The following is a 13528-nucleotide window of genomic DNA, read 5'->3' as shown; positions in this document are numbered from 1 at the left end:
CATAGGAAATCAGGAAGGCAACTGCCTTCCTGACATTATTTTCGCTAGACAGATGTCCGGCAAGAAGAAGGGAGTTTATTGAAATGAGACAACTCGACACAAACAAAGTCACTTTTTGGGTATTGGCATTTTTACTGCTTGTTTTTGTCGAATCTTTTTTCTTCAGAAATGGTAGTTTTATACACGTCCTTCTTGGTGCCGGACTCATCTACTTTGGGGTACGAAGACGCTCTAAGTGGGTTTTTATTTTAGGCTTATTTTTCGTATTCATTGCCCTTTTCAACTTATGGAGTTTGCGACTCCTTATTTTCGGGGCGATTGCATATATTTTAGTCAAGCTTTGGAAAGGCGTACCGACAGAAGAAATTATGCGCCCTATTCGAGAATTTACGAAAGAAACGCCAAATGGAATTTGGAAAAATAAATTGTTTTCAATTCAAACGACCCCGTTCTCTTCTTATGAATGGGAAGATGTTCACATTCAAGGACTCTTTGGCGACATCCAAATTGATGTAACCGATACGGTCTTACCAAAAGGGACGTCACTCATTTCAGTTCGGCAAGGGATTGGCAAAATCAAAATCGAATTGCCTTATGAAATTCCAGTTCGGATTCATTACACAACATTATTTGGCGAAGCGAGACTGTTCGGCGTACACCGAAAAAGGCTCATTAATGAATTTCTTCATTTAAAAGACGGCTACCCTAATCCATCCGAATATGGCCCCGAACTGATTATTACGATCGCTACATGGGCTGGAGATGTGGAGGTCGTGCGAAAATGAAGTCGATTATTAGCAGAGGTTTCTTTTTAACTTTTTTATTTTTAGCAATCGCTGCAGTATACGCTTATTTTTTACTAGCACTTCCTTTAAGAGAAAGCTGGTTCGCTTTTTACCAATTACAATTCGCAGATATTCCGCTCGGCCTATGGATACTAACAACAACAATCATCCTCAGCTGGAGCATTGCTATTTGGACGCATACAATGGGACGCGCCAAAGAAAAAGCAATTGAACGTAAAGTTGCGGAGCTTGTAGATACTGAGAAAGCCTTCACGCAAAACGAAGATTTACCTCATCGTATCGACAGAGCGCTTCATGAAGTGTCCAATGTGCTCGTAACACAACGTAATAGTTTAAAAAGAATTACAGATGAGCGCGCAGAAGCACAAGATAAACTTATTCAAGAGCGTGTTGTAGAAGAACGGCAACGGCTCGCACGCGAACTGCATGACTCCGTTTCTCAACAGTTATTTGCCGCTTCAATGTTACTTTCTGCTATTACGGAAAGTGAAGATTCCGAAGAAGAACAAAACCCTTTATTACAACAAGTTGAAAGAATTGTGCAGCAAGCCCAGCTTGAAATGCGCGCCCTTCTTCTCCATCTACGCCCTGCAGCGTTGAATAATAAATCGATTGCAGAAGGACTTGAAGACTTACTTGTAGAATTAAAAGAAAAAGTGTTTTTCGATATTCATTACCGTTTGGAAGAAGTTTCTCTTTCTAAAGGTGCAGAAGATCATCTATTCCGCATAGCGCAAGAAACGCTATCGAATACGTTGCGGCATGCGCAAGCAACGGAAGTCAATGTGCTATTCGTCGAACGTGATGACCTCGCCATTTTACGCATTCAAGATAATGGCGTTGGTTTTAAACAAACCGATGAAAAGGCAATTTCTTACGGACTGCAAAATGTAAAAGAACGAGCGATTGAAATCGGGGCGACTTGTAAAATTGTTTCTGTTCCTTCACAAGGGACAATCGTTGAAGTGAAACTTCCAGTGCAGAAAGGAGAAGATGAAATTGATTAAAATCCTATTAGTGGATGACCATGAAATGGTCCGTATTGGCGTTTCCGCTTATTTACAAACACAAGCCGATATGGAAGTGATTGGGGAAGCAACTAATGGACATGAGGCCGTCGAAAAAGCACTAGAACTGCGGCCTGACATTATTTTAATGGACATGGTCATGCCCGAAATGAATGGTGCCGAAGCAACTAAAGCAATCATCGAACAGTGGCCGGAAGCCAAAATTGTCATCGTTACAAGCTTTTTAGACGACGACAAAGTCTACCCTGCCCTCGAAGCAGGCGCTATCAGCTACATACTGAAAACATCCAATGCAAAACGTATCGCCGAAGCAATACGTGAAACATTCAAAGGCCAAACCGTCTTAGAACCAGAAGTTACAAATAAAATGATGCAGCGAATGCGAACAGGCAATGAAACTTTCCCTCACGATGAGCTAACGGAACGTGAACTGGAAGTCCTTCTCCTTATTGCCAAAGGTAAATCGAACCAAGAAATTGCTGACGATTTATTTATAGCGCTCAAAACAGTGAAGACCCACGTTAGCAACCTGCTCTCAAAATTAGAAGTCCAAGATCGAACACAAGCTGTTATTTATGCGTTTAAGCATGAGTTGGCGGAATAAGAAATCGCCTGAAAGTGACAAAGAAAAGGAGTCAGAATTCAAAGGACATTTAATACAGCCAGTAGAATTCAAATCCTTCAAAGTGAAATTACCATAACAATAGATTCTAGTTTTAAATATTTTTAGTGTGAAATTTGAAATAAAAAAGCTATTGAACATCTCAACTTCGATGTTCAATAGCTTTACGTTCTTCTGGATTAGTTCCTATTACGAATCATACGCATTCAACGCGTTCACACTATGCGCCAAAGCTGAACCTGCTTTTAATGCCGTCGCGACAAAAATCGACTCTGTCAGTTCTTCTTTCGTAACGCCCGCCTTCTTTGCAGCCTTTGTATGAATGTCGATACAATACGCGCATCCCGTTGTATGCGCAACAGCGACTGCAATGAGTTCCTTTTCTTTCACACTTAGTACGCTTTCTTTCAATGACTGACCGTCAAAATCAACAAATGCTTTAAATGCATCTCCATTTAGCGCTGAGAATTCTTTTAATCTGTTGAAGTAAGATGCTTTGTATAATTCCTCATTTTCAATTTCATCGTATGCATTTAGTGCGTTTACTCCGTGCGCAAGTGCTGATCCTGCTTTTAATGCAGTTGCCACTAGGATTGCTTCCGACAGTTCTTCTTTTGTTACGCCTGCTGCTTTCCCTGCATTCACGTGCACATCAATGCAGTATGGGCAGCCTGTCGTATGCGCTACTGCAATGGCAATTAATTCTTTCAGCTTAACCGATAGCTTCCCTTCAGCTAATGCAGCCTTGTCAAACTGTACAAAAGCTTTGAAAGCATCTGGCGCCAATCCACTTAACTCACCAAGACGGTTAAAATATGATTTTTGATACAATGCCTCTTTACTCGCTACTAATACTTCTTTACTCATGATCATTTCCCCCTAATAGTTTTTAATTTGTTTGTTATATAATAGAATTACATTATTACTTAATTATTACTTAATTATTACTTAATTTTCACTAACTATTGGAATGCTGATTTTAAATATGTCTACTACTCAACAATTTTAAAGTGTTAATTTTGTTGATTGTAGTGGAAAGCGTCCGCCTGGAACGGAAATCAACTTTGTCCCGGTATCATTCATTCAACCACTATTCAAACCCCAACTTTTTCAAGTTCCCTCGCCTTTAATTCACGTCGAAGGATTTTCCCGCTAATCGGTGTTTTAGGCAACTCATCCAAAAATTCAATTTCTCTTGGTGCAGCATGCGCTGCGAGCCCGCTTCGGACAAATTGGCGAAGTTCTTGCAGTAATGCATCATTTGCCTCGTAACCATTTCTTAGGACAATAAACGCCTTCACGATTTCGCCTCTTACAGCGTCCGGTTTTCCAATGACGCCGACTTCCGCGACAGCTGGATGCTCGATGAGTTTACTTTCCACTTCAAATGGACCGATTCGTTCACCTGAAGAGTTAATCATATCGTCACTTCTTCCTTGGAAGAAGATGTAACCATTTTCGTCGATTGTTGCCAAATCCCCTGATACATACCATCCTTCAAATGGGAAATACGTTGAATATTTAGCAGGGTCTTTCCATACTTCACGCATAATGCCAGGCCAATTTGCTTTTAGCGCTAAATGTCCTACTTCACCAGATGGCAGCTCTTGACCGTCATCGTCTAAAATCGCCGCTTCGATTCCTGGAAAAGGTCTCCCCATCGATCCCGGGATAATTTTCTCCGATGGCAAATTAACAATGAGTTGCGCCCCTGTTTCTGTCATCCACCAAGTATCATGAATTCGATTGGATAATGCTTTAATTCCCCAACGAATCACTTCAGGATTTAACGGTTCACCGACACTTAAAATGTGGCGGACTTTAGATAAATCATAGTCCGCTAACTTTTCGTCGCCTTCCGCCATCAACATTCTGAATGCAGTCGGCGCGCTATACCAAACTGTGACGCCTGACTTTTCCAATACGGAATACCATTCGTCAGCATTGAATCGTCCGCCATGAATGACGATAGTTGCACGGTTGAGCAGCGGCGCGAAAACACCGTATACCGTTCCCGTCACCCAACCAGGATGAGCTGTGCACCAATAGATATCGTCTTCTTTTAAATCCAACACCCATCTACCCGTAATGTATTGCTGAATCATTGCCCGATGCGCGTGGATGATGCCTTTCGGACGGCCTGTTGAACCGCTCGTATAATGAACATTTAGCCCATGCTCTAGATCCACCCACTCGATAATGTCTTCTTCAGCTTCAATCGCTCGGGCTTCTGCGTACAATGAAATCTCATCGCCTTTGCATTGTTCAGGCTCCGCTGTAATCCAAACCGTTTGTAATGAAGGCAATTCCGCACGCGGTACACGCTTAATTAGTTCCGGCGAAGCAATTAAATAAGTTCCTTCACAGTCAGCAATCCGCTCTTTTACTGCGTCTTCCATAAATGCTTCGAAAAGCGGTCCGACAACAGCACCTAGTTTAATAGCAGCAAGCATTGCGATGTGACAATCAGGATGTTTTGATAAAAAGACGAAGACAAAATCCCCTTTTTTAACTCCGCGCTTTTTCAAAACAGTCGCCCAAAGATCCGATTTCTCTTTCAACTCACGGTACGTTAATGTATATTCTTCCTCTTCCCCGAAGTAATGGAGCGCAACTTTGTCTCCAAAACCATCCGCAACATGGCGATCCACACATTCATAAGCCATATTTACTTTTCCAGTTTCGGACCAGCTAAAATTTGATTCAATTGCTTTCCACGAGAAATCTTCTCGTACAGGCAGTTCCGCCGTTATATTGTAATTACCTTCATATGGATAAATGACCTCTTCGATTGCCATGTTCACTCAACCTCCTTATCGATATGTAAAACGTCCAAAATTTCCGCCTTTTTTGATGCTAAGAATGAATCTCCTCTATCTCGGGGTTTTGCTGTCTCAATAGACATTTGTGCTTGTAAGGTTCCAGGCTGCCCGCCTAGGATGAAAATCCGATCACATAAGTAAAGTGCTTCATCAATATCATGCGTGACAATAATCATTGTTGTAGAACGGCTCTTCTGTATTTTTAACAATAAATCTTGCAATTGCATTTTAGTGAAAGCGTCAAGTGCGCTAAATGGTTCGTCAAGAAGTAAGACACCCGGCTGGCCAATAAGCGCACGTGCGATTGCAGTTCTTTGTGCCATGCCGCCTGATAAATCTTTTGGATAATGGTCTCCGAAATCAGATAAACCAACAAGATTCAAATACTCTTGAACATCTACTTTCTTCGCGTCCTTCGCACCGAATAGAATATTTTCTTTGACTGTGAGCCATGGCATTAATCTTGGCTCTTGAAAAATCATTCCGATAGGTTGCTCGCCTAACCCTGCAAGTTCGATGTCCCCTTCAAAGTCCTGATCTAGCCCCGATAGAACCCGCAACAGCGTACTCTTCCCACATCCGCTCGTTCCCAAAATCCCTACTGTTTCGCCTTCTTGGATGGAAAATGATATATTTTTAAATCCTGCAAGTCCGTCATTGAATGTTCTCGATGCCTGTTTTACTTTCAACATCATAATCCCTCCGTCATAGTTGATTTTGTAGATTGTCTTGCCACTTTAAAGCGCGGGCTTCCAAGGATTTCAATAAGTAATCGGTCGTTTTCCCGATGATTGCAAATAAAATAATGCTGGCAATGATGAGTTCTGGTGAATACGTATTTTGACCAAGAACGAGTAAATAGCCGAGCCCTTGACTCGCTCCCATTAATTCAGCAGCGACAACGAACATCCATCCTAACCCGACTCCGCTACGTAAACCGACTAGAAACGACGGAAGTGAAGCTGGAAAAATAATTCGGCGAACCGTTTGTAACGGTGTGAAATGATAAATCTTCCCCACTTCGATTAATTTGCGGTCGACCCCTTGAATACCTGAAACGATATTCAAATAGATTGGGAAAAACACACCTACTGCAATTAACATCACTTTCGAAGCCTCTCCAATTCCCATCCACAAGATGAACAATGGGACCCAGGCCAAAGATGGAATCGAACGAAATGCTTGAATTAACGGGTCCATCAGCTGCTCAAACCATTTAAAGTAGCCGACAACAGACCCCAATACTACCGCGGCTACCGTTCCTGCTAGAAAACCAATCAATACGCGGAAGAAAGTAATTCCTACATGCCCCCAAAGCGTACCTTCTTTCGCTAATTCAATAATCTTTTGTAAAATCGTTGTCGGAGCGGGAAAGACATAGGCGTCGAGTAAGTTGAAACGTACAGCTGCTTCCCATACGACTAAAAGAACAACCGGAATAATGAAGCCAAGTGCGAAACCCCTCACCTTTTTTAATTCAGCACCGACTTTAACCGACTTCTCTTTCGCTTCAAGCAATTCATTTTCATCTATTTTGACCGTCATGTCTTTTCCCCCTATTTCATTCGATTGCCTTTTTTGAATACCGATCAATAATTAATTCATTAACAATTTTTTCAACATCAACATTTTCTTTAATGACATTTTCAGCCTGCAACACATCACCAGCTGCATTCAGTGCTTCAATTTGCTTCGCGCCTGGGATCGGGTCCGAAAAGTCGTTTCGTTCTAGACTCTTTTGTGCAACTTCAAGTGCCATATCCGCCTCTTTTGCTAGGATTTCAGCGGCTTCCTCTGGATTTTCTACAACCCATTTTCTTGCCTTTTCATATACTTCAATTACTCTTTCAACAACTTCTGGATGTTGTTCCGCAAATTCGGATCGTACATTCAACGTTCCGTATGTGTTTTTATCATGATCGCGTAAAAATAATGCCGCACCAGAATCAATTTCAACTTTTGCCATATGCGGGTCCAACCCGGCCCATGCATCGACTTGATTTGTTAAAAGTGCATTCGCTCCATCTGAGTGCTGTAAATTCACGATTTCCAAATCCTTTGATGACAATCCTGCCTCCTCCAATGAACGAAGTAGGAAAATATATGGGTCGGTACCTAATGTTGCAGCTACTTTCTTTCCTTTTAAATCTTCTACTGATGCGATGTTTGAATCGCCCGTTGTCACAAGCGCTGTCCATTCAGGTTTTGAAAAAATATAAACAGACTCAATTGGAGAACCGTTTGACTTCGCAATTAATGCTGCTGCGCCTGCCGTTGAACCAAAGTCGACACTTTTAGAGTTTAAAAACTCAAGCGCCTTATTGCTTCCTTGACTCAGCACCCATTCCACTTCAATGCCTTCTTCATTAAATACTTCTTCTGCCCAGCCAAACTCTTTAAGCGCAAGGCTTGTCGGCGAGTAATATGCATAATCCAAAACAACTTTTTTCGGTTTATTCTTTTCCTCTCCCCCCGCGGATGAACAAGCCGCGAAGATGAACGTTACGCTAACAATGACTGTTAATAATTTAATCCATTTTTTCATTATCATTTCCTCCTACTAATTTATATTAACCAAATATGTATACTCGGTTTTATTGTGATCTAAATCTATGGTTTATCCCTTAATAAAATAAAGAAAAGCCCTCTTCATAAGAAGAGGGCCGAAAAATTCCTCCTCTTATTTTCCAGGTTTGGTAAACCTGTAGGATGTAGCACCTTTTCAGATAGATATCTGCTGGTTGCCGGGCTTCATAGGGCCTATTCCCTCCGCCGCTCTTAATAAGAGATCTATGTAGTTGTAAAAAAATCATTTATAAATTTAATTGATTGAAAATTATTATAGTCTGAAAAAATGTAATTGTCAACACTACATTTCGATTTTAGGTGATTAGTCATAGAAAAAATACTTTTATTTACAGATTTTAACTAATATCAGACAAACTTAAGATTGAACAAGGAAGATTAACACCAAGGAATAGCCAATCAAAAAAACCGCCAAACAACGTCACATATAATGTTCAGCGGCGATACGATTAAGAATTTCTATTCTTATTTTGACCAAATGCAGACTGTACTTGCCCTTCTTCAGTTTTCGCCTCATTCTTTCGAAACACTTCTGTAGCATTCGATTCGGCTGGATCAGAAAGCGGCAATTCGCCAGTGTCTACTGTATATTTGTCCACGTTTGGTTCGTAATCAGCTTTGTTCGGATAATTTTTATGCCTCATTGACATTTCTCATCACTCCTTTTACAAAGATAATGGAAACTTTTCTCTACGAGTACTAGAGATTTCTTACATTACAAAAACAATCGCTCCTATGTGCTATAGTTTAGCCGTTTTTATGTAAAGCTAATCTAAGTAAAAATGACCATCTGCTGTCTTTACTTTGCAAGACTTTATGAAAAGTTATAATTCCCACCAGCAGAAAAAACGCCTAAGCTTAGCTTAGACGTTTTTAAAATCAACCTATATCTACCAGTAAAGGTTCATTCCACCGGTATTTCCACAGTTACTTTAAATAGATCACCATCTATATCGATTTGCATGTCACCTTCGTGCATTTCGACAATGGATTGTGCGATAGCAAGCCCGAGTCCTGAGCCATCTGTATGACGAGAGGTGTCTGCTCGTTTAAATCGTTCAAACAGTTCATCACTATTTTCACTTAATTCATACTTAGAAATATTTTTCACAACAAATTGAGCACGGTCACCAACACGATCAAGATAAAGATAAACCCTCGTACCGGACATCGAATATTTCAACGCGTTGACAATTAAATTGTCCAACACGCGCCACCATCTTTGCCCATCCACATCTGCAACGAGAGCGGATTCTGGTAATTGTACCCGAAAGTCTAGTGATGAATTTGAAATCTCTTCCTCATTTTCTGCCAATGCTTGTTGCAATAACTGCGTTAAATCAACCTTTTGTTTATGGAGTTCTAAGTTTCCGCTCGCCATTTTCGACACTTCAAATAAATCCTCAATGAGCGTTTTTAAACGTGCTGATTTTTTATCGATAATGTCGACATATTTTAAACGATCCTCTTCCGTTAAGTTCGTTGATTTTAATAAGTCTGTATACGTAATGATAGAAGTTAACGGCGTTCTTAAATCATGACTCACATTCGTGATCAATTCTGTTTTTAACCGTTCACTTTTCGCTTGTTCGCTAATTGAAATTTGTACCCCTTCACGCAGTTGGTTTAAATGACGCGCGTGATTTGCAAGCGGTGACTTCCCTTTCACTTTAATTTCTTCATGCAATGTGCCGTTTGCCATTTTTTCAGTCGAAGAAAATATTCGGTTTAAGTAAGCCGAACGCTTCACAAAAATATAGAGGACCGGCAATCCCAAAAAGAATACAGCAGGCAAATAGGCAAGTATCAAAAACGGTTGAATCGCTACTATTGCAAAACCGAAACCAGCTAAGAAAAAACCAATGAGCAGAATAAACATTTGTACGCCTAACGTTCGATTTAAGAACATCGTTTGGAATGATTTTAAGAAACTCACTACATAACTCTCTGCAAAATCCCGTTCAAACACGCCCGCTTGTTTCCAACGCTCAATACTATTCACAAGTTGGAAGGCTAAAAATAATATACTCATAGCTAAAGCAATCAACCAAAATAACTGGTCCATCCATGCCCCCGAATAATAATCATTATAAAAGAAAGCCCCAGTCGCATCTCGGTGGATAAACTCAAATGTTAGTAAGAGTGAAAACATGAAGATAAATACTTTCACATCAATTTTTAATCCATTATAAGATCGCACAAATCGATTTTCCGTTACCCATTTTTTCTTAAACTTTATTTTTGTCAATAATAGATAGAGTGCACCAATAGAAAGAATCCATAAAGTATAGTTTCTATATTTCTTCTTATTAAAACTTGCAAGATGATCTTTTAAATAACTTCCTTGTAACGCTTTTTCTGAGACGACGATAACGCCTTCAAATTGTCGAACTGGTTGCTGGATATTCGCAAAATCAGCAGCGGTTAGTTCATAACCATCATCATAATAGGATACCGAATAATGATTATACTCACTTTCACTTATTACAGTATTCGCCTTAAAATAATCGTCTACTTCTCCAAACGTTTTTTTATAAATTGCAGGAACGTCAACATCCCCCTGCGTAAAAACTTCCCCAGTTTTTACATCTGTTAAATGATAGGCAATCGGAAAAGCGCTTCTAGCTGATTGTTGATTTTCCGCTAAAAATTGTTTCAGCGCAGAAACTTTTCCTGCCAATACTTTCTTCTCAACATGTTCATCACTTTCAAAGTTTAGCTCTATATCGGCAATTTTCGTATCGCGTTCTTTAATCAGCGTTTCTTTTAATTGTTCATTTCCCGATTCTTCCGCTTCTGTAATACGACCTTCATATTGCTCTTGTATATTCATCACTTGGTCAGAAAGATTACCGTAGCGCATTCGATGTTCTTCAATCTCTTCATCTGTGACAATGATTTTTCCCTTTGCTTCATCGAACTGGATAGGATTTAATACGGTCGTGCTAAGCGTATAATAAAAACCTTCCATTTCACCTTGGAACTCGTGTGAATCAATAAACTTTTTCCCTATCATTTCGGGGCCCAATCGAATCGCAGTTGGAATCGACATGATAATTAATGCAACGAGGGCTGCCCATACGAACACCATATAATTTTTGTTTTTCATGAACCAAGGCCCCCTCCTATAATGCGGGCAATATAGCTAATCATTTGTGTTGTTCTTCCCCAACCATGTTCGACTACTGCAACAACCGCCGAAAAACAATAGGCTATGCTGGCCACCGCAATAAGTATTGCGATAACTGACCAAACAACGGAATAATCATTTCTCGATTTTGTATCCAATGCCCCACACCACCTTTACATATCGAGGATTTTTCGGGTCTGCTTCAATTTTTTCTCTAATTTTCCGTATATGCACCGCAACGATATTTTCCGCGTTATACGCTTCTTCATTCCAGACACGCTCGTAAATTTCATGGATTGAAAATACTCGTCCCGCGTGCTTCATCAGTAATTCTGTAATTTTATATTCAATCGGTGTAAATTTCACGACTTCACCATCAACAGTAATCGCCTTTGCCTCTTCGTCAAGTTCCAATCCATCCACAACAATCTTCTGCTGCGGCCCTTCATATGTGCCGAATTGAACATAACGGCGCAATTGTGATTTCACCCTCGCCATCAGTTCCATCGGATGAAACGGCTTTGTGACATAATCATCCGCGCCGACCGATAAACCGTGAATTTTATCGGAATCCTCGGCTTTAGCGCTTAACATAATGATAGGAATGTTCTGGGCCTCACGAATTTTAAAAGTCGCCGTGATTCCATCCATGTTCGGCATCATAATATCTAATATAAGGAGATGAACATCATGATCTTCAAGCAACGTCAGCGCTTCTTGCCCATCTGCAGCCTTTAATACGTTGTATCCTTCATTTTTCAAATAAATTTCAATCCCATCGCGGATATCTTGGTCATCATCCGCAACAAGTACTGTGAAAGCAGCCATTGTACCCACCTCAGTTCTTTTCCAATTTTGAAGAAATCAATTTCTATCTCTCGTATCTACATGATCTATTGTACTGCTCAAATCTTAACATTCGTTCACCTTAATTATGAAGAAATTCTTAAGAAATGCATAGTTGTTATGAAGGGAACTTGTTATAATGGGGTAATTCACTTAAAAAAGGAGGGTCTGTATGAACGGTCGATTATTTTGGGTTGCTTTATTATTCATTAGCGGAAGTTGGATTGTGAATACATTATATGCCCAATCCAAACAACTTCAAGAACCCATCTTTTTGGAACATGCAATCGACACCGTTGTATATGAAGGTAGTACTTTAACTTTTTATTATTTAACAAACACCAATGATACTTCAGTTGTTTCTTCAATCAATTTAAATGGTATGCGTGGATATGCACTAGAAAATGAGTCGGCAGAACCTATTCAAACGTTTCCTCACCATTCTTTACGGCAAGTTCATATCCAAATGGATCCTTTTGATATCGAAACTAACTTAGATGAACCTTTAACATCAGATACAGCTGTTGTGTTATTTGATGACGGCAAAATGCTTACCCCCTCTATAGGAGAGGTAACACTTCGCCCTAACAGGCTGGTCAATCATGTACTTACTCCTTTAGGCGGTTCAGGCGGAAATGACTGGTCAATGAACTGGTATGAAGCTGAAGAGGACCTTACAATTGAGTCAATTTCAATAGATGTCAATGAGTCATTCCAAAAATATATTACAGTTAAAATCGATTCTGCTACTGTAACAAATCAGCATGGCGCATCTTCGATGAAAAGTGATCAAGACATGCCGGGTATCCATTTAGATGAACTAGAACTCCCAATTGAGATGAATAAAGGCGACAATCTATATATTTACTGGGCTATTTCGCCACGCTTTTTCGGTTCTATCCAGTCATCTCTTACACTTTCCGGCACGACAGCATCTGGAATTTCATTCACAGAAGACAGTCCGTTATATAGTCAGCCACTTTATTTGGAGAAAAAAGACGTTCGTGAAATCATTCAACGGTGGGAGGAAGCCAATTGAAAAAAGCAATGAACTTAATATTTTGGGGCTATTTATTCGTGTTCATACGAATTGAATTTGGCATCGACATTCTTCCAGAGCCGCTTGGTTATTTCATGATCGCGGCTGGGTGTAATAAATTGTATAAACGTTATCCTACCGCACAAAAAGCACATGCTTTTGCAACAGCGATGATTTTTATTACGTTTCCTACGATTTTTGTGAACGTTCATGAGCAAACCCATATTTTAATGAATGCCTATTCGATATTACTCATGATGCTTCAACTGATTGTTGTCTATTTCATTTTTCAGTTGTTAACGGAAATTGTTGCGGAATACGGCAGTCCAATGTTGATCAAACGAACACACAATACTTTTAAGATTTATATCATCCTTCATCTGGTTTTTCTCGCGGCTTCAACCTTCACTCCAAATCTAGCGGAAGAAAATTGGATGATGTTTATATTGATTTTCATGTTCATTACACTCATCATGGATGTTATTTTCCTTATTTTGCTGCGTGCTGTTAGGCGTGAGGTTCCTGAGACACTTTCTCATAAGGATCAAGTGAATGAAGAAAATCTAGCCTAAAGTTTTGCAGTCAATTGAGTCGGAGGCTAATTAGGCAGTGAACAATGCTACCGGTTTAAACAAAACGATGTTGAGGA

Annotated in this window: 14 protein-coding genes and 1 riboswitch; of the genes, 5 read left to right on the top strand and 9 right to left on the bottom strand. The window is 40.0% G+C overall.

Going from position 1 to position 13528, the window contains the following annotated elements:
• The first annotated feature begins 83 nt into the window (after positions 1-83).
• Genes liaF through AB1H92_RS01230 form a run of 3 tightly spaced genes read left to right on the top strand, consistent with a single transcriptional unit; the run spans position 84 to position 2438 of the window.
• Positions 84-785, top strand: coding sequence for a cell wall-active antibiotics response protein LiaF (gene liaF, locus AB1H92_RS01240; protein WP_115359793.1), 702 nt, complete (start codon positions 84-86; stop codon positions 783-785).
• Positions 782-1813, top strand: coding sequence for a sensor histidine kinase (locus tag AB1H92_RS01235; RefSeq protein WP_115359792.1), 1032 nt, complete (start codon positions 782-784; stop codon positions 1811-1813). The genes liaF and AB1H92_RS01235 overlap by 4 nt, the downstream gene beginning before the upstream one ends.
• Positions 1806-2438, top strand: coding sequence for a response regulator transcription factor (locus tag AB1H92_RS01230; RefSeq protein WP_115359791.1), 633 nt, complete (start codon positions 1806-1808; stop codon positions 2436-2438). The genes AB1H92_RS01235 and AB1H92_RS01230 overlap by 8 nt, the downstream gene beginning before the upstream one ends.
• A 207-nt stretch (positions 2439-2645) precedes the next feature.
• Here the strand turns inward: AB1H92_RS01230 and AB1H92_RS01225 are convergent, their stop codons facing one another.
• The 9 genes from AB1H92_RS01225 to AB1H92_RS01185 form a co-directional block, all read right to left on the bottom strand.
• The gene (locus AB1H92_RS01225) at positions 2646-3323 is read right to left on the bottom strand and encodes a carboxymuconolactone decarboxylase family protein (protein WP_115359790.1); all 678 of its coding nucleotides are present in this window, start codon (positions 3321-3323) and stop codon (positions 2646-2648) included.
• A 227-nt stretch (positions 3324-3550) separates the two neighbouring features.
• Positions 3551-5254 carry an acetate--CoA ligase gene (acsA, locus tag AB1H92_RS01220; RefSeq protein WP_115359789.1) on the bottom strand — a complete coding sequence of 568 codons (1704 nt, stop codon included), beginning with the start codon at positions 5252-5254 and terminating at the stop codon, positions 3551-3553.
• 2 nt (positions 5255-5256) lie between these two features.
• Positions 5257-5970 carry an ABC transporter ATP-binding protein gene (locus AB1H92_RS01215; protein WP_115359788.1) on the bottom strand — a complete coding sequence of 238 codons (714 nt, stop codon included), beginning with the start codon at positions 5968-5970 and terminating at the stop codon, positions 5257-5259.
• A gap of 13 nt (positions 5971-5983) precedes the next feature.
• The gene (locus AB1H92_RS01210) at positions 5984-6823 is read right to left on the bottom strand and encodes an ABC transporter permease (protein WP_115359787.1); all 840 of its coding nucleotides are present in this window, start codon (positions 6821-6823) and stop codon (positions 5984-5986) included.
• 16 nt (positions 6824-6839) lie between these two features.
• Entirely contained in the window at positions 6840-7823 is a 984-nt protein-coding gene (locus tag AB1H92_RS01205; RefSeq protein WP_115359786.1) for an aliphatic sulfonate ABC transporter substrate-binding protein, read from the bottom strand.
• 132 nt (positions 7824-7955) lie between these two features.
• Positions 7956-8066: riboswitch (SAM riboswitch) on the bottom strand.
• A gap of 247 nt (positions 8067-8313) precedes the next feature.
• Positions 8314-8514: a hypothetical protein gene (locus AB1H92_RS01200; RefSeq protein WP_115359785.1), complete on the bottom strand. Its 201-nt coding sequence runs from the start codon at positions 8512-8514 to the stop codon at positions 8314-8316.
• 254 nt (positions 8515-8768) lie between these two features.
• The gene (locus AB1H92_RS01195) at positions 8769-10973 is read right to left on the bottom strand and encodes an MFS domain-containing histidine kinase (RefSeq protein ID WP_115359784.1); all 2205 of its coding nucleotides are present in this window, start codon (positions 10971-10973) and stop codon (positions 8769-8771) included.
• Positions 10970-11152 (bottom strand): hypothetical protein, encoded by a 183-nt coding sequence (locus AB1H92_RS01190; RefSeq protein WP_115359783.1) that lies wholly within the window; start codon positions 11150-11152, stop codon positions 10970-10972. Before AB1H92_RS01190 ends, AB1H92_RS01195 begins: the two co-directional genes overlap by 4 nt.
• Complete coding sequence (locus AB1H92_RS01185) at positions 11130-11822, bottom strand: response regulator transcription factor (RefSeq protein ID WP_115359782.1); 693 nt, start codon at positions 11820-11822, stop codon at positions 11130-11132. Before AB1H92_RS01185 ends, AB1H92_RS01190 begins: the two co-directional genes overlap by 23 nt.
• A 190-nt stretch (positions 11823-12012) precedes the next feature.
• Here AB1H92_RS01185 and AB1H92_RS01180 point away from each other — a divergent pair, with 190 nt between their 5' ends.
• Positions 12013-12879, top strand: coding sequence for a hypothetical protein (locus tag AB1H92_RS01180; protein WP_115359781.1), 867 nt, complete (start codon positions 12013-12015; stop codon positions 12877-12879).
• Positions 12876-13451 (top strand): hypothetical protein, encoded by a 576-nt coding sequence (locus tag AB1H92_RS01175; protein WP_115359780.1) that lies wholly within the window; start codon positions 12876-12878, stop codon positions 13449-13451. The genes AB1H92_RS01180 and AB1H92_RS01175 overlap by 4 nt, the downstream gene beginning before the upstream one ends.
• Positions 13452-13528: the final 77 nt, after the last annotated feature.

This window comes from Sporosarcina pasteurii (assembly GCF_041295575.1).
GTDB lineage: Bacteria > Bacillota > Bacilli > Bacillales_A > Planococcaceae > Sporosarcina > Sporosarcina pasteurii.
Note: the sequence above shows the minus strand (reverse complement) of the source record. Positions and strands in the feature narration are given on the sequence as shown.

Coding starts and splice junctions, on each gene's coding strand:
- liaF (WP_115359793.1), top strand. CDS start 84: ATGAGACAACTCGACACAAACAAAGTCACTTTTTGGGTATTGGCATTT.
- AB1H92_RS01235 (WP_115359792.1), top strand. CDS start 782: ATGAAGTCGATTATTAGCAGAGGTTTCTTTTTAACTTTTTTATTTTTA.
- AB1H92_RS01225 (WP_115359790.1), bottom strand. CDS start 3,323: ATGAGTAAAGAAGTATTAGTAGCGAGTAAAGAGGCATTGTATCAAAAA.
- acsA (WP_115359789.1), bottom strand. CDS start 5,254: ATGGCAATCGAAGAGGTCATTTATCCATATGAAGGTAATTACAATATA.
- AB1H92_RS01215 (WP_115359788.1), bottom strand. CDS start 5,970: ATGTTGAAAGTAAAACAGGCATCGAGAACATTCAATGACGGACTTGCA.
- AB1H92_RS01210 (WP_115359787.1), bottom strand. CDS start 6,823: ATGACGGTCAAAATAGATGAAAATGAATTGCTTGAAGCGAAAGAGAAG.
- AB1H92_RS01205 (WP_115359786.1), bottom strand. CDS start 7,823: ATGAAAAAATGGATTAAATTATTAACAGTCATTGTTAGCGTAACGTTC.
- AB1H92_RS01200 (WP_115359785.1), bottom strand. CDS start 8,514: ATGTCAATGAGGCATAAAAATTATCCGAACAAAGCTGATTACGAACCA.
- AB1H92_RS01195 (WP_115359784.1), bottom strand. CDS start 10,973: ATGAAAAACAAAAATTATATGGTGTTCGTATGGGCAGCCCTCGTTGCA.
- AB1H92_RS01185 (WP_115359782.1), bottom strand. CDS start 11,822: ATGGCTGCTTTCACAGTACTTGTTGCGGATGATGACCAAGATATCCGC.
- AB1H92_RS01180 (WP_115359781.1), top strand. CDS start 12,013: ATGAACGGTCGATTATTTTGGGTTGCTTTATTATTCATTAGCGGAAGT.